The following is a 23,000-nucleotide window of genomic DNA, read 5'->3' as shown; positions in this document are numbered from 1 at the left end:
CCGGATCAAGGGGCGCACGAGGGCGGACCGGCGAGCGGACGGCCGCCCGCCTCGTCACGGCCGCGCCGTGGCCCCCGACTCCGGCCCCGCCTCGTCGCCCGCCTGCCCGCGCAGCCGCAGTTGCAGCTGTGCCAGCAGGCGGGCGTCCGGGCTGTCGAGGTCGAGCCCGGAGAGCTTGGTGATCCGGCCCAGCCGGTAACGCAGGCTGTTGGGGTGCAGCGACAGGCTGCGCGCGGCCGCGGACACGTCGCCGAAGTGGTCCAGATAGGCCCGCAGGGTCTCGACGAGGCTGCCGCCCTGCTCCGCGTCGGACACGGCCAGCCGCTCCACCGACGTCCCCGTCGGCAGGCGTACGTCGCGCAGCGCCTCGACCACCTGGAGGATGCCGATCGCGTCCGCCACGTCCGCCACCCGCGCCACGCTCCGGCCGTCCGCCGCGCCCTGGAGGGCCCGCAGCGCCTGTTCGGCGTCCCGGCGCGACCCGGCCGCCGCCGCCAGCGACGGCACCGCCTCGCCGAGGCCCACGCGCACCTGCCCGCCGGTCGCGGCGGTCAGCTGCGCGGCCAGCGACCTGCCGAGCTTCGTCACCTGCTCGCGGGCCGCCTCCGGGTCCCGCTCCAGCGCGCCGACCAGGACCAGGGCCCGGCCGCCCGCCGGCACCACCACGGCCCGGTGGCCGAACCCGGCGCAGTGCAGGCCGAGCAGGCCGTACAGCCGCGCGGGATTCTCGGACGGCGCCCCCAGGGGGGCGCGGTCGCCGAGGCCGACGGCGAGCACGGCGCAGGGCTCCTGCGCCGGCAGCGCCATGCGGTCGGCGAGCAGTTCGGCCGAGCCGCGCTCCTCCAGCAGCGCCCGCGCCGCGTCCTCCACCAGCCGGCTGTCGGCACCGCGCGTGCGGTGGTGGAGCAGGTGGGCGGCGGCCGCCCGGGACGCGGCCCGCAGGGCCTGCGCCGCGTTCGGCGCCAGGGGCCGGCCGGCGATGGCGGCCACCCAGAGGGAGCCCAGCACCTCGCCGCCCGACCGGACCGCGCACACCAGCCGCTCCGGATCGTCCCCCTGGGCCCGCCGGTGCAGCACGTCGTCCGTCGTCCACAGGGCGCGGAACAGCCCCGCCTCGCGCATGGCGGCCACGCGCCACGGCGGGACGCGCCGCCCCAGGATGGTCAGCCGGCGCATCTCGTCGACGTTCTCCTCGGTCGAGGAGTGCGCGAGGACCCGGGACTCGGTGTCCTCGATCGTCACCGAGCCGCCGACCAGGGCGGCCACCGCGTCGGCCAGGCCGTCGAGGTCGCCCAGGGCCGGTCCGGGCACCCCCGGCACCGGCGGTGCCCCCGCCGAGGCCAGCCCGGACCGCAGGACGCCCACGAGCTGGTCCCAGGGGCACCAGGCGGTGCGGAACAGCACCGCCGTACCGGCCCGCTCGGCGACCGGCCGCAGCGCGGCCGCGGCCCCGCCGGGCCGGTCGGGGCCGAACACCACCCCGGTGGCTCCCGCCGCGCCGGCCCGGCGCAGGACGTCCAGCGCCTGCGCCGATCCGGGGTCGACGCCCACGGCCAGTAAAAGCACCCCGTGTCTGATCTCGGGGTCCAGAGCGTCCAGCACCCCGACCCCGCCGACGGGCACCGAGAGCCCGGCCGGTGCCGTGTCCAGTTCCAGGACCCCCGAGCCCACGACGGAGAGCAGCCGCTCCAGCGTCACCCGGGACTCCGCGGCCCTGCCCCACTCCGGCTGTTCCCGCAGGTCCGTCACGCCGCCCCCTCCTCGGTCCGCCGGCCGCCGTGCCGGCCCCGGCAGGGGTACGACATCACATGCCGGCCGCGCGCTCAACGGCGCACGGAGGCCACGGCCCGCCCGGCGGCCACGCACGCCGCGAAGACCACGGCCCGCCCGGCGGCCACGCCCCGCACGAGGCGGCGGCGCCGCCCGTCACAGGTACTTCTTCAGCTCCCTGCGAGCCAGCGACCGCTGGTGCACCTCGTCCGGCCCGTCGGCGATCATCAGGGTGCGCGCCCCCGCGTACAGGTCGGCCAGCGGGAAGTCCTGGCTCACCCCGCCCGCGCCGTGCAGCTGGATCGCACGGTCGATGATGTCGACCACCGCGCGCGGCGTGGCGATCTTGATGGCCTGGATCTCGGTGTGGGCGCCCCTGTTGCCGACGGTGTCCATCAGCCAGGCCGTCTTCAGCACCAGCAGCCGCAACTGCTCCACCGTCACCCGGGCGTCGGCGATCCAGTTCTGCACCACGCCCTGCTGGGCGAGCGCCTTGCCGAAGGCGGTGCGCGACACCGCGCGCCGGCACATCAGCTCGATGGCCCGCTCGGCCATGCCGATCAGCCGCATGCAGTGGTGGATGCGCCCGGGGCCGAGCCGGGCCTGGGCGATGGCGAAGCCGCCGCCCTCCTCGCCGATCAGGTTGGTGACCGGCACGCGCGCGTGGTCGAAGACGACCTCGGCGTGACCGCCGTGCGAGTGGTCCTCGTAGCCGAACACCTTCATGGCGCGCTTGACGGTGACCCCCGGCGTGTCGCGGGGGACGAGCACCATGGACTGCTGACGGCGGATGTCCGCCCCGTCCGGGTCGGTCTTGCCCATCACGATGAAGATCTTGCAGTCCGGGTTCATCGCCCCGGAGATGTACCACTTGCGGCCGGTGACGACGTACTCGTCGCCGTCGCGCTCGATCAGCGTGGTGATGTTGGTGGCGTCCGCCGAGGCGACCTCCGGCTCGGTCATCGCGAACGCCGAGCGGATCTCACCGGCGAGCAGCGGCTCCAGCCACTGCTTGCGCTGCCGCTCGTCGCCGAACTGCGCGAGCACCTCCATGTTGCCGGTGTCCGGAGCCGCGCAGTTCAGGGCCGTGGGCGCGAGGTGCGGGGAGCGGCCGGTGATCTCGGCGAGCGGCGCGTACTGGAGGTTCGTCAGACCGGCGCCGTACTCGGCGTCCGGCAGGAAGAGGTTCCACAGGCCCTGCCTGCGCGCCTCCGCCTTCAGGTCCTCGACCACGGCCGGGGTGTCCCAGGGGGAGTCGAGCGCGGCCCGCTGCTCCTCGGCCACCGGCTCGGCCGGGTACACGTGCTCGTCCATGAAGGCGAGGAGCCTGTCCCGCAGTTCCTCGGTGCGCGCGTCGAACGCGAAGTCCATGTCCGGTCAGCCTTCCTGAAGAGTCGTCAGTCCGTGGTCGATGAAGACCGGCACGAGTTCACCGATGCGGTCGAAGCCGCGCCCGACCGTCTGGCCGAGCGTGTACCGGTAGTGGATGCCCTCCAGGATCACGGCGAGCTTGAACCAGGCGAAGGCCGTGTACCAGGAGACGGCCGAGACGTCGCGTCCCGAGCGCGTGGCGTACCGCTCGATCAGCTCCCGCGGGGACGGGTGTCCGGGCGCCTCGGCGGTGGTGGAGACGGGGGAGTGCGGCATGCCGAGCGGCGCGCTGTACATCACCAGCAGGCCGAGGTCGGTGAGCGGGTCGCCGAGGGTCGACATCTCCCAGTCGAGGATCGCCGTGATCCGGTCGTCGTCCCCGATCAGGACGTTGTCCAGCCGGTAGTCGCCGTGGACGACCGTGGCGGCGGGGGAGGTGGGCAGCTCCCGGCCGAGGGCCGCGTGCAGTTCGTCGATGCCGGGCAGCTCGCGGTTGCGGGAGGCGTCGAGCTGCTTGCCCCAGCGGCGCAGCTGGCGGTCGAGGAAGCCCTCCGGCCGGCCGAAGTCGGCGAGGCCCACCTCGTCGGGGTCCACCGCGTGCAGCTCGACCAGGGTGTCCACCAGGGACAGCACCGCGTCGCGGGTGCGCTCCGGACCGAGCGGGGCGAGCTGCTGGGCGGTGCGGTACGGGGTGCCCTCGACGAACTCCATGACGTAGAACGGCGCCCCGAGCACCTCCTCGTCCTCGCACAGCAGCACCGGGCGGGGGACCGGCACGTCCGTCGGGTGCAGCGCGCTGATCACCCGGTGCTCGCGCCGCATGTCGTGCGCGGTGGCCAGCACATGGCCGAGCGGGGGCCGGCGGACGACCCACTTCGCGGTGCCGTCGGAGAGCATGTAGGTGAGGTTGGACCGTCCGCCCTCGATCAGCCGGCCGGACAGCGGGCCGTTCACCAGGCCGGGCCGTTCACGCTCCAGCAGGCCGCGCAGCCGGTCGAGGTCGAGTCCTGGCGGGTGGTCGGCGCTCATACATCACTCCCACGAACGGGCGAACAGGAACGCGACCAATGATGCCGACCGGTCGGTATGCCGTCCAGTGCGCGGGCTCGACCCGGGGGGAAACGTGACAGGGGCCACCCTAGGACGGCGGCTCCCCGGCGCGCTGCCGGGGGGCCGCCGGACCCGGCCGTGCGCCGGGTTCAGGGACCAGGGGGCGGGGCGCAGGGGTCAGTGGTCGTCCCAGTGGTCCCCGTGCTCGGCGTGCCGGTGCCCGTCGTGCAGGTAGTCCACATGGTCGCCGTGCCGCACCTGCGCGTGGCCGCACTCGTCGTGGTGGACGTGCTCGTGCCCCTCGTGCGCGATGTGCCCGGCCGGCTCGCACTCGTCCCAGTGGCCGCCGTGCTCGCGGTGCAGGTGGCCGTCGTGGGCGTAGTCGAGGTGGTCGCCGTGCGGCACGGCCGTGTGCCCGCAGTCGGGACCGTGGCTGTGCGAGGCGTGCTCGGTGTGTTCCTGGTGCAGCGTGGTCATGATGGGCGCCTTCGGGGTACGGGGGTTGACGACGGACAGGCTGCCACGCGAAGGCCACATATCGGGGCATCCCGGTTGCGTGGCGCACGAGTACCCCGGAGGGTCGAGGGCATGAAAGGCATCAGCTACAGCCGGTACGGCGGACCCGACGTACTGGAGTACGGCGAGCTGCGCGACCCGAAGGTGGGTCCCGACCAGGTCCTGGTCAAGGTGCGCGCGGCCGCGGTCAACCCGGTCGACTGGAAGTGCCGCGAGGGCTACCTCGACGGCGTGCTGGACGCCGTCTTCCCGGTGATCCCCGGCTGGGACGTCAGCGGGGTGGTGGTCCAGCCCGGTGCCGCGGTCACGGAGTTCGCCGTCGGGGACGAGGTGATCGGCTACGTCCGCGAGGACTTCCTGTCCCGGGGCACCTTCGCCGAGTACGTGGCCGCTCCGGTGCGCACCCTGGCCCGCAAGCCGCGCAACCGGTCCTTCGAGGAGGCCGCGGGTCTGCCCCTGGCCGGCCTGACCGCCTACCAGGTACTCGTCAAGGTACTGGAGGCCAAGCGCGGGGAGACGCTGCTGGTGCACGCGGCGGCCGGCGGGGTCGGCTCGCTCGCGGTCCAGATCGGCGTCCACCTCGGCGCCCGGGTGATCGGCACGGCGAGCGAGCGCAACCACGACTACGTCCGGAGCCTGGGTGGCGAGCCGGTGACCTACGGCGAGGGCCTGGCCGAGCGGGTGCGCGCGCTGGCGCCCGAGGGCGTGGACGCGGTCTTCGACACCATCGGCGGAGACACCCTGAAGATCTCCGCCAATCTGCTCGCCCCCGAGGGGCGGCTGGCGTCCATCGCCGACCCGGACGTGGTCGGCTACGGCGGCCGGTACGCCTTCGTCCGCCCCGACTCGGCGGACCTCACGGAGCTGGCCCGCCTCGCGGAGGAGGGCGTCGTCACCGTGCACGTGCAGGAGACGTTCCCGCTGGAGCGGACGGCCGACGCGCACCGGCTGAACCAGGAGGGGCGCACCCGCGGCAAGATCGTGGTGACGGTGGACTGGCCCGACGAGTAGGGCTGGCGAGCCCGCGGGCGATCCGTCGGCGAAGCGCTAGCGATCCGCTGCCCCCGCCGGTCCGTCCCGCCGGACCCACGTCCGGGCCAGGTCCGCCACCCAGTCGGCCGCCGCGCCGGGATCGGGCGGGGGCGCGCCGACGACCACGAGTTCGGTGACGCCCGCCGCGGCCAGTCCGGGGAGGTGCTCCGGGGTGCCGTCGCTCAGCGCGACGGCGATCGTGAGCTCCTCCACCGCGCGGCCGCGGTGGGCGCACTCCTCGGCGAGGACGCCGACCCGTGAGCGGACCTCCGCCACCGGGACGTCGAAGCCGTACCAGCCGTCGGCGTGGCCGGCCGCGCGGCGCAACGCGGCGTCGCTGTTGCCGCCGACCACGACCGGGAGCCGGCCGCCCCGCAGCGGCTTGGGGTTGACCCGGATCGCGTCGAAGCGGGTGAACTCGCCCTCGAACGAGGCCGGGTCCCCGGACCAGAGGGCGCGCATCGCGGCCAGGTACTCCTCGGCGCGCCGCCCGCGCCCGGCGAACGGGACCCCGAGCGCGGCGAACTCCTCGGCCGACCAGCCGACCCCGACCCCGAGGCTGAACCGCCCGGCCGAGAGCACGTCGAGCGTGGCGGCCTGCTTGGCGATGACGACCGGGTTGTGCTCGGGCAGCAGGAGCACGCCGGTGGCCAGCTCGATCCGGCTGGTGACCGCGGCGGCGAAGGTCAGGGCGAGCAGCGGGTCCAGCCAGTCCGCGTCCGCGGGCACGGCGATCCGGCCGTCGTCCGCGTACGGGTAGCGGGAGACGGGCGCGTCCACGAGCACCACGTGCTCACCGCACCACAGCCGCGCGAACCCGTGCGCCTCGGCGGCCACGGCCACCGCCCGGACCACCTCCGGGCGGGCACCGTCACCGATGCCGAGGGCGTGCAACCCCAGCCGCATCCGTCACCTCCTGGCGCCACCGTAGGCCCACGGCACGGCGCGACCCGTGCGGCGGCCCGCCCGGGCGCCGTCCGGTTCCGCCGGGCGGGTGACCCGGTGCCCGGGCTGCGGTGCCGACATACGGAAAGCGGATGGTCTGTTCGCGTGAGGGGACTGGCGCCGTACGGAGCGCGTCCGCCCGGCCGCCTCATAGTGGCGGCATGAGCATTGATCAGGGCACCGACGAACTGATCGTCCTGCAGGCCCCGCAGGCGACGGTCCTGGCGCGGCAGCTTGTCGAGGGAGTGGGCAGCCATCAGGAGCGGAAGGCGACGGTGGTCCTCGCCTCCTTCCGGGGCGGCTACTGGCTGCGCCGGTTCACGGAGGAGCCCGCCCTGGGCGCCGTGCGGCCGCACGACCGCCCGACCGCGGTGGACTGGGCGCGCCTACGGGACCTGCTGCGGCGGCCCGAGCTGCTGGACGACGACCGCCGGGAGCGCGGCAGCATGGGCCCGCACCTGGCCGTGCTGGAGATCGCCGTGTCCCTGGCCGCGGGGCATCCCCTCGACCTGTGCCGGGTGGCGATGCAGCTGTCCGGGGCGGAGTGGCGGGACGTCCTGCTGAGAATGGAGTCGGCCGCGGACTTCGTGTGAGGCTTGTCGGCCGGACGGCCGGTGGACCGGCGGCCCTTCAGCCCCGTCGGCTGGTCAGTCCCGTCGGCCGGCCCCGCCGGACCGGCAGACCTGTCAGACCTGCCGGGCCGTCAGACCACCAGCGCGGCCGCGCAGACGGCCAGGGCCACCGCGCACAGCACCGCGGCCGTCGCCTGCCGGCCCGCGAGCGCGGGCGGGCGGGGCCGGGAGGCCAGGACGTGGATCCGCTGCTGGGCCACCCACAGGAAGCCGAGCCAGAGCGCGCAGCACAGCGCGCACACCACGACCCCGCCGGCCGTGGGCCCGCCGTGCAGGGCGGTCCGCACGGCCAGGACGGCGGCCACGGTGCTCGACAGCGTCGTACGGCGCCAGGCCAGCCGGGTGCGCTCCGGCTGGAGCCCCGGATCGCGGTCCCCGGCGGCCTCCGGCGCGCTCACCCCGCCCATCCGACCAGCACCACCACGACCATGGCGACGGCCACCACCGCGACCACCAGGCCGAGCACCGCGGGGAAGCGGGACGTCGGCAGGTCCTCGCCGCGGCGCATCGCCCGCTCGCAGCGCACCCAGTGGTTCACCGCGCGCAGTGAGCACAGCACCCCGGCGCCGAGCAGGGCCAGCGCGAGCCCCACCCGCCAGGCCCAGCGCAGGTCCGGCAGGAACTGGTCCACCGCGAAGCCGCCGCCGATCAGCGCCAGCGCGGTGCGCAGCCAGGCCAGGAAGGTGCGCTCGTTGGCCAGCGAGAACCGGTAGTCGGGGGTGCTGCCCTCGTCCCGTACCTGCTCCGGGGCGAACCAGAGCCGTACGTTCCGCGCGAATTCGATCACGCGCAGGACCCTACCGGGACGTCACCCGGCCGACCGGAACTCACCGAGCCGCTGGTAGGCGGCCAGCCCGTCCGGCACCCACTCCCACTCGTCCAGGCGCCGCGCCACCTCGTCCTCGGTGAGGAAGCCGTACCAGGCGACCTCCTCCGCCTGGGGCCGCACCGGCAGCTCGCAGCGCACCTCGTACACCGCCGACCACCAGCTGTGTCCGGCCCCGTCGTCGTACAGGAACCGGAACAGCGGCCGCGGCCGGGGCAGGCCGGTCACGCCCAGCTCCTCCTCCGCCTCCCGCAGGGCCGCCTCGTCGTAGGACTCGCCCGCGCCGACGACACCGCCGACGAACAGGTCGTAGAGGGAGGGGAAGACCAGCTTGGTGGCGGTGCGGCGGTGGACGAACAGCCGCCCGGCCGCGTCCCGGGCCTGGACGAAGACGCAGCGGTGGCGCAGGCCCCGCGCGTACGCCTCGCCGCGCGGGACCCGGTCCACGACCCGGTCGTGCTCGTCGACGATGTCGAGGATCTCGTCAGCAGGATTCATGCCCGCATCCAAGCAGGCCGGCCACACGCCGACCGGGCCACGGCGCACGCTGCGCTCCGCGCGGGGACCGGGCGGGTTCGGCGGCGCCGAGGATTGCGGCCGGGTGTGCTGAGCCGTCCTCGAGGTTCTGGTCGGGCGGGGCACGACGTCGGGTGTCCCTCTCGGGCGGCGCAGCGGCGCCGGAGGCCCCGGGCTGGGCGGCCCCAGCGGGGGGGCGGGGGCCCGGCCGCGGCGCGACGGGCTCCACGGCGCCGGGGCCCAGGCCGCTCGGGCTCAGCGCCGCCGGAGGTCCCGGCCGGGCGGGCTCGGCGGTGCTGGAGGCCGGCCCCCGCCCGGTGGGCTCAGCGGTGCTGGAGGTCGTGGTCGGGGCGGGGCTGTGCCGGGCCGCAGGGCATCGCCGGGTGCAGGCCGAGCAGGACGATGCCCGCGACGATGGCGGCGAGCCCCGCCGCCTCCCAGGCCAGCGCCCCGGTGTCGGTGTGCAGCCGGTCGCCGAGGAAGCCGACCCCGCACAGGATGCCGGCCAGCGGCTGGGCCGCGGTGAGCGCGGGCAGCGACATGCGCAGCTCGGCCGTCTCGAAGGCGCTCTGCACCAGGACCAGCGCGGTGACGCCCAGCACCAGCACACCGTACGGCTGCCAGTCGGTGACCAGTCCCGCCAGGCCGCCCTCCGAGAAGCGGGTGCCGCTCACCCGGGTGAGCGCGTCCTGCACGCCGTACAGCAGCCCGGCGGCAGTGGCCAGCAGGACCGGGCCCCGCTCCAGCCGGGACCGTTTGGCGTACGTCGTGAGCGCCAGCGCGGTGCCGAGCATCGCCCCGATGATCAGCCAGTGCCGCACCGGATCGGCGACGGCGCTGCCGGCCCGCGGCTCGCCCGCGAGGATGAACGCGGTCACGCCGCCCGCGAGCAGCGCCAGGCCGGTCCAGCCCTGACGGCCCACGGACTTGCCGGTCCGGTACCGGGACAGGGCGAGCGCGAACAGCAGGTTGGTGGCGAGCAGCGGCTCCACCAGGGAGATCTCGCCCTTGCCGAGGGCCACGGCGCCCAGCGCCATGCCGGCCACCATCAGGGCGATGCCGCCCAGCCAGCGCGGCACCCGCACGAGGTCCAGGAGCAGCCGGAACGACAGGAAGTCGCCGAGCGGTGCCTTCTGGGCGGCGTCCTGCTGAAGCACGAAGCCGAAGCCCACGCAGCAGGCCGAACACACGGCGAGGAGGAGAACCAGAACGGACAAGCTGCGTACCTCGATCATCCGGCCGGACCATGGACGCGTAGGGGCCCGACTGTAGCGCTCCGGGACGGCGTTGACCCGGACAGTACCCGGAACCGGACACGGCGCCCGGTCACGGTGCCCGGCCCCGGCGCGGGGTCGGCCGGGGCGGCGGGACCGTCCGGCCATGGTGTGCCGCACGCGGGCACGGCGCCATGGCCTACGCCACAGCGGTCCGCCCGTGTCCCGCGCCCGACCACGCCGAGCAGGGCACTCGCGTTCCGGCGGCTCCTGCCGACAGAATGGTTGAAGCCGGTAACATTCCGGTTCCGCTTGACGCGATCCATGGCTGGGGGTTTGCTGTGCGTGATCGGTCGATGGCAGCCCGAGAAACAGGAAGTCCCGCGGTGCCCCCTTCCCCGCCCCTGCTCGGCGCTCGCCGGGCCCTCACGGCCCCGTCCGGCGACATCGCCCCGGACGACGCCGGCGCGTTACCCGGCGCGGTCGGCCCCTTCGCCGACGCCCTGGACGACGCCCTCGACGACGCCGAACTCCTCGCCGCGAGGGCCGCGCTCGCGCAGGGCCGACGGCAGGCCGCCCGCTCGCTGCTGCTGCACACCGGCGACGACTGGGACCGCCGCGGCCACCGCGTCACCGTCCTCGCCGGCGCGCCGGACGCCGCCGCCCGGGCCCACGACTGGCTGCTCGCCGAACCCGGTTCCGCCGACGCCGTCACCCTGCACGCCCTGGCCCTGGTCCAGCGGGCCCTGCGCGGCGAGGAGGACGCCGACCGGGCCCGCGAGGCATGCGGCACCGCCGCCGCCCTCGCCCCCGCCGACCCCACCCCCTGGCTCGGCCTGCTCCTGCTCGCCCGCACCCTCGGCCCCGAACAGGAACTGCTGCGGGTCTTCGCCGAACTCCGCGAGCGCCACCCCGACCACCACCACGCCCACCACCTGCTCGTCGCCCGGCTCGCCGAGCGGCCCGAGGGCGGCCGAGCCGAGTCGCACGAGGTGTACGACCTCGCCGAGCGGGCCGCGGCCGACGCCCCCGCCGACTCCCCGCTGGCCGTCCTGCCGGTGGTCGCCTACGCCGAGCGCTACCGCGTCCTCGCCGCCACCGGTCTCGCCCCCGCCGACCCGGCCGCCTCCGGGCACTGGTCCGGGCCCCGGGCCCGCCGGATCCTGCGCGCCGCCTTCGACTGGTGGCTCGAGTGGGAGCGCGACGAGCACCCCCGCCACCACACCGACCTCAACCACCTGGCGTTCGCCATGTCGTGCGCCGGCCGCCCGGCCGAGGCGGCCGCCCTCTTCCGGCGCATCGGCCGCCACGCCACCCGGGCCCCCTGGTCCTACCCGCACCGCGACCCCTGGCGGGCCTTCCACACCGCCCGCGCCCTCGCGCTGCGCGGGGACGGCAGCCGGGACTTCCTTACGGAATCCTGACCGGCCGCCCGACTCCCTGGCACCGACCGGCCCGGAAGTGCTCGAATGAACAGGTGAATCCCGAACCGACCGAGGACCCCGGCGCACAGGGCAGGCCCGTCGGCCGCCGCGTGTTCCTCGGCACCCTGGGCCTCGGCGCCCTCGGCGTCGCCACCGCGCCCGCGCTGCAACGCGGGCTCGAGGGCTTCCTGGGCGCGGTCTCCGGCAGCGACCCGACCGGCCTGAGCGGACTGCTGCCCAACGGCGGCGGCTTCCGTTACTACTCGGTCGCCGCCTCCGTCCCGCACCGGGGCCCGGCCGACTACCGGCTCACCGTCGACGGCCTGGTCGACCGCCCGCACACCTACACCCTGGACGACCTGCGCGGCATGCCACAGAACCGGCTGGTCAGAGATGTCCAGTGCGTCACCGGCTGGCGGGTACCGGGCACCCCCTTCCAGGGCGTACGGCTCTCCCGTCTGCTGGACGCGGCGGGCGTCCGCTCCTCGGCCCGGGCCGTCCGCTTCACCTGCTTCGACGGTACCTACAGCGAGAGCCTCACCCTCGACCAGGCCCGCCGCCCGGACGTCCTGGTCGCCCTGCGCATGCAGGACAAGGACATCGGCCACGACCACGGCGGCCCGGTCCGCCTCTACGTCGCTCCCATGTACTTCTACAAGTCCGCCAAGTGGCTCTCCGGCATCACCGTGACCGACCGCGTCCGGCCCGGCTACTGGGAGAACCTCGGCTACGACGTCGACGCCTGGGTGGGCCGCTCGAACGGACGGTCCGATGAGCCTACGAGCTGAGACCCCGGCGCCGCCGAGCGCCCGCGTCCGCCGGTTCGGCCCGGCCCAGCGGTGGGTGCACCGCACCACGGCGGCGCTGATGGGCGTGTGCGTGGTGACGGCGGCCTGCCTCTACGTGCCGCAGCTCGCCGTGCTCGTCGGGCGACGCGAACTGGTCGTCCGCGTCCACGAGTGCGCCGGACTCGCCCTGCCGGTGCCCGTCCTGCTGGGCCTCGCCTCCCGCGCCTTCCGCGCCGATCTGCGCTTCCTCAACCGCTTCGGCCCGCACGACCGGATGTGGCTGCGGGCCGCGCTGGTGCGCGACAAACGGCGCTCCTCCCGCCCGGCGGGCAAGTTCAACGCGGGCCAGAAGATCTACGCGGCCTGGATCGCCGGGGCCGCGCTGGTGATGCTCGGCACCGGCCTGATGATGTGGTTCACCCACCTGGCGCCGCTGATCTGGCGCACCTCGGCGACCTTCGTCCACGACTGGCTGGCCCTGACGATCGGCGTGGTCCTGGCCGGCCACATCGGTATGGCCCTGGGCGACCCGGAGGCACGCCGGGGCCTGCGCACGGGCTCGGTGAGCCGGGAGTGGGCGAAGCGCGAACACCCGCTGTGGCGGCCCTAGTTCCCGACGGACATACCGAGCGGCCCACCCGCTCCACGACATCTGCCGATGCCGTGGAGCGGGTGGGCCGGCGTCGCCGTACCGCCGCTAGATCACCAGGGACAGCAGCAGCACCAGGCCGCCGCCAACCACCGAGAGGATCGTCTCCATGATCGACCAGGTCTTCACGGTCTGACCCACACTCAGCCCGAAGTACTCCTTCACCAGCCAGAAGCCGGCGTCGTTGACGAAGCTGAAGAAGAGCGAACCGGAGCCGATGGCGAGCACCAGCAGGGCGGTGTGGGTGGTCGACATGTCGGCCGCGAGCGGCGCGACCAGACCGGCCGCCGAGACCGTCGCCACCGTCGCCGAACCCGTGGCCAGGCGGATCACCACGGCGATCAGCCAGGCGAGCAGCAGCGCCGGGATCGCCCAGCTCTTGGACACGTCCAGGATCATCTGGCCCACGCCGCAGTCGATCAGCGTCTGCTTGAAGCCGCCGCCCGCGCCCACGATCAGCAGGATGCCGGCGATGGGCATCAGGCCCTTCTCGACCGTCTGCCGCAGCCGCTCCTTGCTGAACCCGGCGGGCCGGCCCAGCGTGAAGAAGCCGACGATCACGGCGGCCAGCAGCGCGATCAGCGGGGAGCCGATGACGTCGAAGACCCGCTGGGTGGTGTTCGCCGCGTCGTCCACGACGATGTCCACCAGCGCCTTGAGCAGCATCAGCACGACCGGCAGCAGCATCGTCGCCAGCGTCGCCCCGAAGCCCGGACGGCGCTCCAGCTCCTCCGAGGGGCGCTGCGGCAGCATACGGTCGGGGGCCGGGACGTCCACCCAGCGGGCGGCGTACCGGGAGAACACCGGACCGGCGATGATCACCGTGGGTATGGCGACCAGGAGGCCGAGGGCCAGGGTCACACCCAGGTTGGCGTGCACCGCGTCGATCGCGATCAGCGGGCCGGGGTGCGGCGGGATCAGGCCGTGCATCACGGACAGACCGGCCAGCGCCGGGATGCCGATGCGCATCAGCGAGTAGTTGCCGCGCTTGGCGACCATCAGCACGACCGGGATCAGCAGCACGATGCCGACCTCGAAGAACAGCGGCAGGCCGATCACCGAGGCGATCAGCACCATCGCCCAGGGCATGGCGCGGCCGCCCGCTTTGGCGAGGATCGTGTCGACGATCTGGTCGGCGCCGCCCGAGTCGGCGAGCAGCTTGCCCAGGATCGCCCCGAGCGCGATCAGGACGCCGACGCCGGCCACGGTGGTGCCGAGTCCGGTGGTGAAACTGACGATCGCCTTGTCCAGCGGCGCTCCCGCGACCGCCCCGAGCGCCAGCGACCCGATGGTCAGCGCCAGGAAGGCGTGGAGCTTGAACTTGGTGATGAGCACGACGATGACGGCGATGCCCACCAAGACGGCGATGCCGAGCTGGGCGTGGCCGGCCGAGGTGATCGGCGGAGGCGTGTCCGCTGCCAGCATCTCGACGCTGAGTCTGGTCACGGGGGTTCCCTTGCAGGTACGGGGGTGGGGTGAGGTGAGGTGTTACGCGGGGATGTCGGGAAGCGCGTCGAGCGCCTTCACCGCGCGCTCGGTGATCTCCTGCGGGCCGCCGCTGACGTCCACCGCTACTCCGGTCTCGTCCGGCTCCAGCGGCTGGAGCGTGGCGAACTGGGAGTCCAGCAGTGCCGTCGGCATGAAGTGGCCCCGGCGGTGGGACATGCGGTCCTCGATGAGCTTCCGGTCGCCCGTGAGGTGCACGAACACGACCCCGGGAGCCACGGCCCTGAGCCGGTCGCGGTACGACCGCTTCAGCGCCGAGCTGCTGACCACCCCGCCGAGCCCGGCCCGCCCGTGCGCCCAGTGACCGATGGCGTCCAGCCACGGCCACCGGTCGGTGTCCTCGAGCGGGATCCCGGCCGACATCTTGTCGATGTTGGCTTTCGGGTGGAAGTCGTCGCCCTCGGCGTACGGGACGCCCAGCCGGGCGGCGAGCAGGGGACCGATCGTGGTCTTGCCCGTCCCGGCGACGCCCATCACGACGACCACGTGGGGGGTGCGCATGACTGCCTCGCTGTCTTCCTCGACATCCGACGCCGCATCCGGCGTCGCCACACTGAAACCTATTAGTAGGATGAATTCAAGAGTGTGTGACGCATAAGTCTGACTTTTTGATCCCGTGATCCACGCCGTACGCTGAGTGCATGACCACTCCGGGCCGGGGGCTGCACGGCCGCGTACTCGACAGCCTCGGCCCAGCGATCACCGCGGGCGAGTACCCGCCCGGCAGCGTCCTGCGCACGGACGAACTCGCACAGCACTTCGAGGTGTCACGCTCCGTGATGCGCGAGGCGGTCCGCGTGCTGGAGTCGATGCACCTCGTCGCGTCCCGCCGCCGGGTGGGCGTGACGGTCCGCCCCAAGGCCGAGTGGAACGTCTACGACCCCCAGGTCATCCGCTGGCGCCTGGCCGGTGCCGACCGACCGCACCAGCTCCGCTCGCTGACCGTGCTGCGCTCCGCCGTCGAACCGGTCGCCGCCGGACTCGCCGCCCGGCACGCCACGGCCGAGCAGTGCGCCGAACTCACCGCGTGCGCGCTCGGCATGGTCGCCAACTCCCGTGGCCACCGGCTGGAGGAGTACCTGGTCCACGACGTGGCCTTCCACCGCGTCATCCTCATGGCGTCGGGCAACGAGATGTTCGCCCGGCTCGGCGACGTCGTCGCCGAGGTGCTGGCCGGCCGCACCCACCACGAGGTCATGTTCGAGGACCCCGACCCGGCCGCCGTCACCCTGCACGTCCAGGTCGCCGAGGCGGTCCGCGAGGGCGACGCGGTCCGCGCCGAACAGCTCACCCGCGAGATCACCGAGGGCGCCCTCCAGGAACTGGAGATCCTGGCGCCCTAGTCCCGGCACCCCGGCCGGGCCCCGCTCACTCGTCGGGGAAGTCCCCGTCCACGTACACCCACGCGCCGTCCACCCGCTCGAACCGGCTGCGCTCGTGCAGCGAGCCGCCCCGGTACGAGGCCCGGAACGTGACCGTTCCCGTGCGGTGGAACGCGGACCCGTCGGTGGTGCCGAGGATCTCCAGCCCCGTCCACCGCATCCCGGGGTCCAGGTCCAGCCGCCCCGGCCGGGTCCCCGGATGCCAGGTGCGCAGCAGGTAACCCGCGTCGCCCACCACGAACGCGCTGTACCGCGACCGCATCAGCGCCTCGGCGGTCGGCGCGGCGGCCGTACCCGCGTGGAAGCGGCCGCAGCACGCGTCGTAGGACTCGGGACGGCCGCAGGGGCAGGAGCGCGTGGTCATGGCACACATTCTGCCCGCACCAGGGGAGGCGCCCGCCGCCGCCGCGGTGCACAGTGGAAGGGGTGACGCGTCACTGCGTCCCGTTTCTCGCAACGCAGTGAGGAGAGACGGACGATGACCCGACCCGTGAGCAGCCGTCCTCCCGCCGTGAAGGAATGGCGGCTCAACCTCTACCTGTCCGAACACGACCCGGACACCACGGCCCGGATCGTCCTCGACACCGGCGACAATGTCCTGGAGAGCCACGCCGAGGCCCGCCGCAGCCCCTACGACCCGGCCATGGCGGACATCGGGGACGAACTCGCCGCCGGCCGCGCCCTGATGGCCATGGGCCGGCTGCTGCTGCGCGCCGCCGCCGGCGACATGAAGGCGATCGGGGCGACCGAGACCGAGACCCCCGCCCCGCTCTGGCCGTCCCAGGAATGACGGGACCCGACCGTGCTCCTCACCGATCGGCGCGAAGCGGGACGGCGGCTCGGCGAACGGCTCGAGTACCTCAGGGGCCAGGACGTCGTGGTGCTCGGGCTGCCCCGCGGCGGGGTACCGGTCGGCGCCGCCGTCGCCGCCGCGCTCGACGCGCCCCTGGACATCTGCATGGTCCGCAAGCTCGGCGTGCCCCACCAGCCGGAACTGGGCATGGGCGCCATCGGCGAGGACGGCGTACGGGTGATCAACCAGGAGGTCCGGCACGCCGCCGGGGTGGGCGAGGCGGACCTGGAGCGGGTCGAGGCCCAGGAGCGCGAGGTGCTGCGCCGCCGCGCCGACCGCTACCGGGGCGCGCACGCGCCCGTACCCGTCGCGGGCCGGACCGTCGTGGTCGTCGACGACGGCGTCGCCACCGGCTCCACCGCCCGCGCCGCCTGCCGGATCGCCCGGGCCCGCGGCGCCGCCCGCATCGTGCTCGCCGTCCCGGTCGCCCCGCTGGACTTCCCCCGGCGGCTCGGCGAGGAGGCCGACGAACTGGTGTGCCTGCACACCCCGGCCGACTTCCTCGCCATCGGCCAGTTCTACGACGACTTCACCCAGGTCGGCGACGACGAGGTCACCACCTGTCTGCGGCAGGCCGCCGGACACCACGACCGGGTCGCCGGGACCGGCCCGGAGGACCGCGAGGCGGAGGTGACCGCCGGCGCCGTACGGCTGAGCGGCCGGCTCACCCTGCCCGCCGGCGCCACCGCGGTCGTCGCCTTCGCCCACGGCAGCGGCAGCGGCCGGCACAGCCCGCGCAACCGGTTCGTCGCCGAGGGGCTGAACCGGGCCGGGCTCGGCACCCTGCTCTTCGACCTGCTCACCGAGGACGAGGAACGCGACCGCGCCAACGTCTTCGACATCGCCCTGCTGGCCGGACGGCTGGCGGACGCCACCGCCTGGCTGCGCGAGGAACCCGACACCGAAGGGCTCGCCATCGGCTACTTCGGCGCCAGCACCGGCGCGGCCGCCGCCCTGTGGGCCGCCGCCGAACCCTCGGCACGCCCCGCCGCCGTCGTCTCCCGCGGCGGCCGTCCCGACCTCGCCGGACCCCGGCTGCCCGAGGTCACCGCGCCCACGCTGCTCGTCGTGGGCGGCGCCGACACCCAGGTGCTCGACCTCAACCGGGCGGCACAGGCCCGGCTGCTGCGCTGTGAGAACCGGCTCGACGTGGTCCCCGGCGCCACCCACCTCTTCGAGGAACCGGGCGCCCTGGAGCGGGTCACCGAACTGGCCCGCGACTGGTTCACCGGCCACCTGGCGCCGACGCGTCCAGCACACGCGAAAGGCCCCTGCTGAGCAGGGGCCTCACTGGTGTCCGAGGGGGGACTTGAACCCCCACGCCCGATAAAGGGCACTAGCACCTCAAGCTAGCGCGTCTGCCATTCCGCCACCCGGACAAGGTGTCTGTCGTGCGGGTTATCCCCGCGGCGACGAAGGAAACATTACCAGGCTTTCCGGGGTGGCCGATCACCCCCCGTCCCCGGCACCCGGCGGGCGTGAACGGCGTGTGACGGGCCGGGACCGGTCTTGGGCCGGAGGCGGTCCCGGGGAGAGGATGAGGAGAACCACCAGCGGACAGCGGGAGGAAGCAGCGTGAGCGAGACGGACACGGCCAGGAGCGTCACCGGCGAGGACGAGGTCGTGGACCTCTGCCGTGAACTGATCCGGTTCGACACCAGCAACTACGCCGACCACTCGGGGCCGTGCGAGCGCGCGGCCGCCGAGTACGTCGCCGAGAAGCTCGCCGAGGTCGGACTGGAGCCACAGGTCTTCGAGTCGCACCGCGGACGCGCCTCCACCGTGGCCCGCATCGAGGGCGAGGACCCGTCCCGGCCCGCGCTGCTGATCCACGGGCACCTGGACGTCGTACCGGCCAACGCCGCCGACTGGACCCACCACCCCTTCTCGGGCGAGGTCGCCGACGGGTGCGTGTGGGGGCGCGGGGCCGTCGACATGAAGGACATGGACGCCATGACCCTCGCGGTCGTGCGCGACCGGATGCGTTCCGGACGGCGGCCGCCGCGGGACATCGTGCTCGCGTTCCTCGCCGACGAGGAGGCCGGCGGCACCTACGGCGCCCGCCACCTGGTCGACCACCACCCCGGCCTCTTCGAGGGCGTCACCGAGGCGATCAGCGAGGTGGGCGGCTTCTCCTTCACGGTGAGCGAGCAGCGCCGGCTCTATCTGATCCAGACGGCCGAGAAGGGCATGCACTGGATGAAGCTGACCGTGGCCGGGACCGCCGGGCACGGGTCGATGATCCACCGGGACAACGCCATCACCGAGCTGTCCGAGGCCGTCGCCCGGGTCGGCCGGCACAAGTTCCCGGTGCGGGTCACCAAGACCACCCGCGCCTTCCTCGACGAACTCGGCGACGCGCTCGGCACCGAGCTGGACCCCGAGGACATGGAGTCCACCCTCGCCAGGCTCGGCGGGATCGCCAAGCTCATCGGGGCGACGCTGAGCAACACCGCCAACCCCACCCAGCTGAACGCCGGGTACAAGGTCAACGTCATCCCCGGCGAGGCCACCGCGCACATCGACGGAAGGTTCCTGCCGGGCCACGAGGAGGAGTTCCTCACCGACCTCGACCGGCTGCTCGGCCCGAACGTCCGCCGCGAGGACGTGCACGCCGACAAGGCGGTCGAGACCGGCTTCGACGGCGCGCTGGTCGAGGCCATGCAGTCCGCGCTGCTGGCCGAGGACCCTGCGGCCAAGGCGATCCCCTACATGCTCTCCGGCGGCACCGACGCCAAGTCCTTCGACGACCTCGGCATCCGCGGATTCGGTTTCGCGCCGCTCAAGCTGCCGCCGGAGCTGGATTTCGCCGGCATGTTCCACGGCGTCGACGAGCGGGTGCCGGTGGACGGGCTGAAGTTCGGCGTCCGCGTGCTGGACCGGTTCATCGACGCGTCGTGAAGCCATGGGCCTAGGTAATCGGGCGCCCGTGCGAAATCGACTGAGAAGAGTGAATGCGACGATAAGCTCGTAGCTCCATTACTCCCTCCTCGTTACAGGTGATGTGACTCCGCACCTTGGAGTCGCATTGCCTACTAGGAGGAATAATGATCAAGAAGGTCGTCGCTGCCGCGGCTGCCACCGGTGGTCTGGTTCTCGCGGGTGCGGGCCTGGCCGTCGCCGACTCGGGTGCTCAGGGTGCCGCCGTGCACTCGCCCGGCGTCGTCTCCGGCAACGTCATCCAGGTGCCCGTCCACGTCCCGGTGAACGTGTGCGGCAACACGATCAGCGTGATCGGGCTCCTGAACCCCGCCTTCGGCAACACCTGCGTCAACCACTGACGCCGGCTCCCTGAGGGGCGTCTTTTTCGAGCCGTCGGCCTCGGAGCGCGCGCCATGCGCTCCGAGGCCGACCGGTCTTCTCTTCCGCGGAATTCCTCTTCGCGGAAACGCACAGAAAACCGAAGGCAGGGGGGAATTCAGAAAATGCGACAGGGTACCCGCAAGGGTCTGATGACCATGGCGGCCGCCACCGGCGTGATCGCCGCGGCGAGCGGTTACGCACAGGCCGACTCGGGCGCGGTGGGAGCCGCGTCCCATTCGCCCGGCGTACTGTCCGGCAACACCGTACAGGCTCCGGTGCATGTGCCGGTGAACGTCTGCGGCAACACGGTGAACGTCGTCGGGGCGCTCAACCCGGCCGTCGGCAACGCCTGCGCCAACGGCGGCGGGCACTCCGGCTCCGGGGGGTACGGCGACTCCGGCCACGGCGGCTCGCACCACGGCGGCGCTCACGCGGGCGGTCACACCGGCGGCTCGCCCGGCGTGGGCTCCGGCAACACCGTCCAGGTACCGATCGACGTCCCGGTCAACGTGTGCGGCAACAGCGTCGACGTGATCGGTGTCGGCAACCCGGCCACGGGCAACGACTGCGCCAACGGCGGTGGCGGCGGTCACAAGGCCCCGCCCGGCGGCCCCAACGAGCCGGGCGGCCCACGCCACCCCGGTCACCCGGGACATCCCGGTCACCCGGGCCACCCCGGTCAGCCGGGTCACCCCGGCACGCCTGGCACCCCCGGGCACCCGGGCACGCCCGGCACCCCGGGACACCCGGGCACGCCCGGCACCCCGCCCGGCCAGAGCGGCCACGCGCCGCACGGACCGTCCGGATCATCGGGAACCTCGGGCTCGTCCCAGGTCAAGCAGCTCGGCGGACGCTCCGACCAGTCCCTGACCGCGGCGCAGCTCGCCCACACCGGCAGTGACGTGCCGCTGGGTCTGGCGCTGCCGGTCGGCGCGGGCGCGCTGCTCGCCGGCGCGGTGCTGTACCGCAAGTCCCGGGCCTCCGCGTAGGGCGAACGGAAACCCTCCGCGCAGGGTGGACGGAAGAACGGAGCGGGCCCCGCCGCACAGCGGGGCCCGCTCCGTTCACGCGTCCTGAGTCACCACGTGGCCCGCACCTGGCGGATGATCCGCCGGCGCAACCGCACCCTGCGGCTGCCGTCGCGCATGAGGCTCAGTCGGTCCAACTCCCAGTGTCCGTACTCGGCATGCTCCGTCAGCAGACGTGTGGCGTCCTTGCGGGACACCCCGCGAGGTACGTACACGTCGACAAATTCGTATTCCGCCATCGCATCTATTGTGCGGGCTGGTGCCCGGTACGGATAGCGTCTGCACTATGTCTGATGCTGCGCAGCCCACCGCTGCCGAGGTACGCGCCGCCGCCGAGGCGGTCAGGACCGCGCTCGACCGCCACCTTGCGGCGGTCGAACGCAGGACGGGGGAGGACGACCCGGCCGTCTACGAGGCCTTCAACGAGCTGGCCGCGGCCGCCGAGGTGTACGACGAACTGCTCTACGACCGCTACGACGAGGTCACGCCCTTCGAGATCCCCGGCGGCGACGACACCCTGCCGCCGTACACCGGGCCCGAGGAGCCGAACGCCATCAGCGTCCTGATCCGGCGCGACTACGCCGTGGCGGAGCCGCAGCGGCTGCTGGCGCAGGCCCAGCGGGTCGAGGCGGCCGAGTACGAGGAGGCCGTCGGCGGGGACGAGGACGCGGCGGCGACGGTTCCCGGCGCACTGGGCATCCTGTTCGGCGAGTTCGAGCCCGACGAGATCGCCTCCCGGCACAAGGAGTTCGGCCTGGAGGAGGGTGACTCCACGCTCTGGGTCACCGCCGCCGACGAGCCCGCCGACCCCGGTGAGTGGCTGGAGGCGCCGTTCGAGCAGGTGGACCCGCAGCGGGTGGTGTGCAGGTTCGACGTGAGCGCGGTCTTCGACGAGGACGCCTCCGACGACCTCGACGAGGACGACGACCTCGACTTCGAGGACGGCGAGGACGGCGAGGACGGCGACGACACGGACGGCGACGCGGAGTCGACGACCGCCCGGCGGTGAGGCCGCGGCGCTGAGGCCGGTGGCGGTGCCGCGCGGTCCGCGCGGCACCGCCGGTGCCCAGGGCCAGTTGCGAAAGTGGTCCTCTGCCGTGCCACGAGGCCACTTTCGCAGCAGGCCCTAGCCGGCCGCGGGCACCTGGGCGCGCAGCAGCGCCTGCAGGCGGGTCGTACGGGCCTTGGCCGCCGTCTCCGCCACCGCCTTCGGCAGCGCCTGGTCCACGCCGTGCACCACCGACAGATGGCGCTCCGCCCGGCCGAACGCGGTGTACACCCACGGTCTGCTGAGCGCCTGGGCGGCGTCCCCGGGCAGGACCACGACCGCGGCCGGCCAGCGCCCGCCCACCGCCTGGTGCGCCGTCAGCGCCCAGCCGTGCCGCACGCGCTGCTCCACCCGCTCCCGCGGTACGACCACCGGGGCGCCCGCGCACTCCAGGTGCAGCCCGTCCACGTCCGCGGTCACCACCCGGCCCGGCACCGTTCGGCCCGGGGCGGGGGAGTAGGCGACCCGGTCCCCGGGGTCGAACCCGCCGAAGCGGCCGGGCCCCGGGTTGAGGCGCTCCTTCAGGGCCGAGTTGAGCGCCCGGGTGCCGACGGCGCCGCCGTGCCCCGGGGTGATCACCACCGTCTGCTCGGGCGCCACCCCGAACGCGCGCGGCACCGAGTCCGCGACGAGCTGCACGGTCCGGTGCACGGCCTCGCCCGCGTCCCGCACCGGCACGATGACGACCTCCTTGCCGGGCGCCTCGACCTGGTTCAGCTCGCCGACGCCGATACCGGAGACGAGTTCGCCGAGCGGGCCGGGGTCCGGGGTGCGGGAGGCGATCTGCGGGCAGGCACGGGCCGCCAGCAGGTCGGCGAAGACCCGCCCCGGGCCGGCGGACCACAGCACCGCCGGGTCGCCGCTCAGCACCAGCCGGGCGCCGTCGCGCAGCGACTCGACCAGCATCGCCGCGTTCTCCACGTCCAGTTGGGGCGCGTCCAGCACGATCAGCAGATCGAGGTCGAGCGCGCCGTCCGCGTCCCGGCCGGGGCCCTCGGCACCGGTGAGGACACCGGCGACCGTGCCGATCGGCGAGGCCGGCGAGGCGTCGTCGCCCCCGCCGGGCAGCGCGCCGAGGCGGCGGCGGCCGTCGGGGGTGTGGCAGACGGCGAAGGCGCGCAGGCCCGCCGCGCGGGCGGCGCCGAGC

Annotated in this window: 26 protein-coding genes and 1 tRNA gene; 12 read left to right on the top strand and 15 right to left on the bottom strand. The window is 74.0% G+C overall.

Annotated features, from left to right (window positions below):
* Window positions 1-54 precede the first annotated feature (54 nt).
* From PV343_RS25525 to PV343_RS25510, 4 genes are all read right to left on the bottom strand, one after another.
* The gene (locus tag PV343_RS25525) at window positions 55-1,749 is read right to left on the bottom strand and encodes a helix-turn-helix domain-containing protein (protein WP_319149292.1); all 1,695 of its coding nucleotides are present in this window, start codon (window positions 1,747-1,749) and stop codon (window positions 55-57) included.
* 177 nt (window positions 1,750-1,926) lie between these two features.
* The gene (locus PV343_RS25520; protein WP_319149291.1) at window positions 1,927-3,141 is read right to left on the bottom strand and encodes an acyl-CoA dehydrogenase family protein; all 1,215 of its coding nucleotides are present in this window, start codon (window positions 3,139-3,141) and stop codon (window positions 1,927-1,929) included.
* A gap of 6 nt (window positions 3,142-3,147) precedes the next feature.
* Window positions 3,148-4,170, bottom strand: a complete 1,023-nt coding sequence (locus PV343_RS25515; protein ID WP_319149290.1) for a phosphotransferase family protein — start codon at window positions 4,168-4,170, stop codon at window positions 3,148-3,150.
* Between the two features lie 198 nt (window positions 4,171-4,368).
* The gene (locus PV343_RS25510) at window positions 4,369-4,668 is read right to left on the bottom strand and encodes a hypothetical protein (protein ID WP_319149289.1); all 300 of its coding nucleotides are present in this window, start codon (window positions 4,666-4,668) and stop codon (window positions 4,369-4,371) included.
* A 111-nt stretch (window positions 4,669-4,779) separates the two neighbouring features.
* Between PV343_RS25510 and PV343_RS25505 the strand changes: the two genes are divergently transcribed.
* Window positions 4,780-5,718 carry an NADP-dependent oxidoreductase gene (locus tag PV343_RS25505; RefSeq protein WP_319149288.1) on the top strand — a complete coding sequence of 313 codons (939 nt, stop codon included), beginning with the start codon at window positions 4,780-4,782 and terminating at the stop codon, window positions 5,716-5,718.
* A gap of 36 nt (window positions 5,719-5,754) precedes the next feature.
* Here PV343_RS25505 and PV343_RS25500 read toward each other — a convergent pair whose 3' ends face one another.
* Complete coding sequence (locus PV343_RS25500) at window positions 5,755-6,645, bottom strand: LLM class F420-dependent oxidoreductase (protein WP_319149287.1); 891 nt, start codon at window positions 6,643-6,645, stop codon at window positions 5,755-5,757.
* A 200-nt stretch (window positions 6,646-6,845) separates the two neighbouring features.
* Here PV343_RS25500 and PV343_RS25495 point away from each other — a divergent pair, with 200 nt between their 5' ends.
* Complete coding sequence (locus PV343_RS25495; protein ID WP_319149286.1) at window positions 6,846-7,277, top strand: hypothetical protein; 432 nt, start codon at window positions 6,846-6,848, stop codon at window positions 7,275-7,277.
* Between the two features lie 110 nt (window positions 7,278-7,387).
* Here the strand turns inward: PV343_RS25495 and PV343_RS25490 are convergent, their stop codons facing one another.
* The 4 genes from PV343_RS25490 to PV343_RS25475 form a co-directional block, all read right to left on the bottom strand.
* Window positions 7,388-7,723, bottom strand: coding sequence for a DUF202 domain-containing protein (locus tag PV343_RS25490; protein ID WP_319149285.1), 336 nt, complete (start codon window positions 7,721-7,723; stop codon window positions 7,388-7,390).
* On the bottom strand, window positions 7,711-8,103 hold the full coding sequence (locus tag PV343_RS25485) for a YidH family protein (RefSeq protein WP_020939045.1): 393 nt from the start codon (window positions 8,101-8,103) through the stop codon (window positions 7,711-7,713). The genes PV343_RS25490 and PV343_RS25485 overlap by 13 nt, the downstream gene beginning before the upstream one ends.
* Before the next feature lie 21 nt (window positions 8,104-8,124).
* Window positions 8,125-8,640: an NUDIX hydrolase gene (locus PV343_RS25480; RefSeq protein ID WP_319149284.1), complete on the bottom strand. Its 516-nt coding sequence runs from the start codon at window positions 8,638-8,640 to the stop codon at window positions 8,125-8,127.
* A 341-nt stretch (window positions 8,641-8,981) separates the two neighbouring features.
* Window positions 8,982-9,875 (bottom strand): DMT family transporter, encoded by an 894-nt coding sequence (locus tag PV343_RS25475; protein WP_319149283.1) that lies wholly within the window; start codon window positions 9,873-9,875, stop codon window positions 8,982-8,984.
* Window positions 9,876-10,258: 383 nt separating this feature from the next.
* Between PV343_RS25475 and PV343_RS25470 the strand changes: the two genes are divergently transcribed.
* The 3 genes from PV343_RS25470 to PV343_RS25460 are packed head-to-tail and all read left to right on the top strand — an operon-like array spanning window position 10,259 to window position 12,694.
* On the top strand, window positions 10,259-11,296 hold the full coding sequence (locus PV343_RS25470) for a hypothetical protein (protein ID WP_387953351.1): 1,038 nt from the start codon (window positions 10,259-10,261) through the stop codon (window positions 11,294-11,296).
* A gap of 53 nt (window positions 11,297-11,349) precedes the next feature.
* Entirely contained in the window at window positions 11,350-12,084 is a 735-nt protein-coding gene (locus PV343_RS25465) for a molybdopterin-dependent oxidoreductase (RefSeq protein WP_319149282.1), read from the top strand.
* A complete protein-coding gene (locus PV343_RS25460) occupies window positions 12,068-12,694 on the top strand; it encodes a cytochrome b/b6 domain-containing protein (RefSeq protein ID WP_319149281.1) in 627 nt (208 codons plus the stop codon). Before PV343_RS25465 ends, PV343_RS25460 begins: the two co-directional genes overlap by 17 nt.
* Window positions 12,695-12,781: 87 nt before the next feature.
* Here the strand turns inward: PV343_RS25460 and PV343_RS25455 are convergent, their stop codons facing one another.
* Window positions 12,782-14,179, bottom strand: a complete 1,398-nt coding sequence (locus PV343_RS25455) for a GntP family permease (protein ID WP_319149280.1) — start codon at window positions 14,177-14,179, stop codon at window positions 12,782-12,784.
* A gap of 42 nt (window positions 14,180-14,221) precedes the next feature.
* A complete protein-coding gene (locus PV343_RS25450) occupies window positions 14,222-14,740 on the bottom strand; it encodes a gluconokinase (protein ID WP_319149279.1) in 519 nt (172 codons plus the stop codon).
* A 140-nt stretch (window positions 14,741-14,880) separates the two neighbouring features.
* On the opposite strand from PV343_RS25450, the gene PV343_RS25445 reads away from it, so the two are divergent.
* The gene (locus PV343_RS25445) at window positions 14,881-15,582 is read left to right on the top strand and encodes a FadR/GntR family transcriptional regulator (RefSeq protein WP_319149278.1); all 702 of its coding nucleotides are present in this window, start codon (window positions 14,881-14,883) and stop codon (window positions 15,580-15,582) included.
* 25 nt (window positions 15,583-15,607) lie between these two features.
* Here PV343_RS25445 and PV343_RS25440 read toward each other — a convergent pair whose 3' ends face one another.
* A complete protein-coding gene (locus tag PV343_RS25440) occupies window positions 15,608-15,985 on the bottom strand; it encodes a YchJ family protein (RefSeq protein WP_319149277.1) in 378 nt (125 codons plus the stop codon).
* A gap of 114 nt (window positions 15,986-16,099) precedes the next feature.
* Here PV343_RS25440 and PV343_RS25435 point away from each other — a divergent pair, with 114 nt between their 5' ends.
* Entirely contained in the window at window positions 16,100-16,411 is a 312-nt protein-coding gene (locus PV343_RS25435; RefSeq protein WP_020939035.1) for a dsRBD fold-containing protein, read from the top strand.
* 12 nt (window positions 16,412-16,423) lie between these two features.
* The gene (locus tag PV343_RS25430) at window positions 16,424-17,752 is read left to right on the top strand and encodes a phosphoribosyltransferase family protein (RefSeq protein WP_319149276.1); all 1,329 of its coding nucleotides are present in this window, start codon (window positions 16,424-16,426) and stop codon (window positions 17,750-17,752) included.
* A gap of 13 nt (window positions 17,753-17,765) precedes the next feature.
* Here the strand turns inward: PV343_RS25430 and PV343_RS25425 are convergent.
* Window positions 17,766-17,853 (bottom strand) — tRNA-Leu (locus PV343_RS25425).
* 196 nt (window positions 17,854-18,049) lie between these two features.
* Here PV343_RS25425 and PV343_RS25420 point away from each other — a divergent pair.
* The 3 genes from PV343_RS25420 to PV343_RS25410 all read left to right on the top strand — a co-directional run bounded on the left by PV343_RS25420 (window position 18,050) and on the right by PV343_RS25410 (window position 20,766).
* Window positions 18,050-19,375: a M20/M25/M40 family metallo-hydrolase gene (locus tag PV343_RS25420; RefSeq protein WP_319149275.1), complete on the top strand. Its 1,326-nt coding sequence runs from the start codon at window positions 18,050-18,052 to the stop codon at window positions 19,373-19,375.
* Between the two features lie 146 nt (window positions 19,376-19,521).
* Window positions 19,522-19,755 carry a chaplin ChpH gene (gene chpH, locus PV343_RS25415; protein ID WP_020939032.1) on the top strand — a complete coding sequence of 78 codons (234 nt, stop codon included), beginning with the start codon at window positions 19,522-19,524 and terminating at the stop codon, window positions 19,753-19,755.
* Window positions 19,756-19,899: 144 nt separating this feature from the next.
* Window positions 19,900-20,766: a chaplin gene (locus PV343_RS25410; protein ID WP_319149274.1), complete on the top strand. Its 867-nt coding sequence runs from the start codon at window positions 19,900-19,902 to the stop codon at window positions 20,764-20,766.
* A gap of 89 nt (window positions 20,767-20,855) precedes the next feature.
* Here PV343_RS25410 and PV343_RS25405 read toward each other — a convergent pair whose 3' ends face one another.
* Complete coding sequence (locus tag PV343_RS25405) at window positions 20,856-21,044, bottom strand: DUF5703 family protein (RefSeq protein ID WP_020939030.1); 189 nt, start codon at window positions 21,042-21,044, stop codon at window positions 20,856-20,858.
* A gap of 47 nt (window positions 21,045-21,091) precedes the next feature.
* Here PV343_RS25405 and PV343_RS25400 point away from each other — a divergent pair, with 47 nt between their 5' ends.
* Window positions 21,092-21,814, top strand: a complete 723-nt coding sequence (locus PV343_RS25400) for a hypothetical protein (protein WP_319149273.1) — start codon at window positions 21,092-21,094, stop codon at window positions 21,812-21,814.
* 117 nt (window positions 21,815-21,931) lie between these two features.
* Here PV343_RS25400 and PV343_RS25395 read toward each other — a convergent pair.
* A partial coding sequence (locus PV343_RS25395) for an ATP-dependent RecD-like DNA helicase (protein ID WP_319149272.1) occupies window positions 21,932-23,000 on the bottom strand: 1,069 nt, incomplete at its 5' end.

The sequence above is a fragment of the Streptomyces sp. WI03-4A genome (genome assembly GCF_033792105.1).
In the GTDB taxonomy this organism is placed as follows: Bacteria; Actinomycetota; Actinomycetes; order Streptomycetales; family Streptomycetaceae; genus Streptomyces; species Streptomyces collinus_A.
The sequence above is the reverse complement of the archived record's forward strand: the minus strand, read 5'-3'. Positions and strand labels throughout refer to the sequence as shown.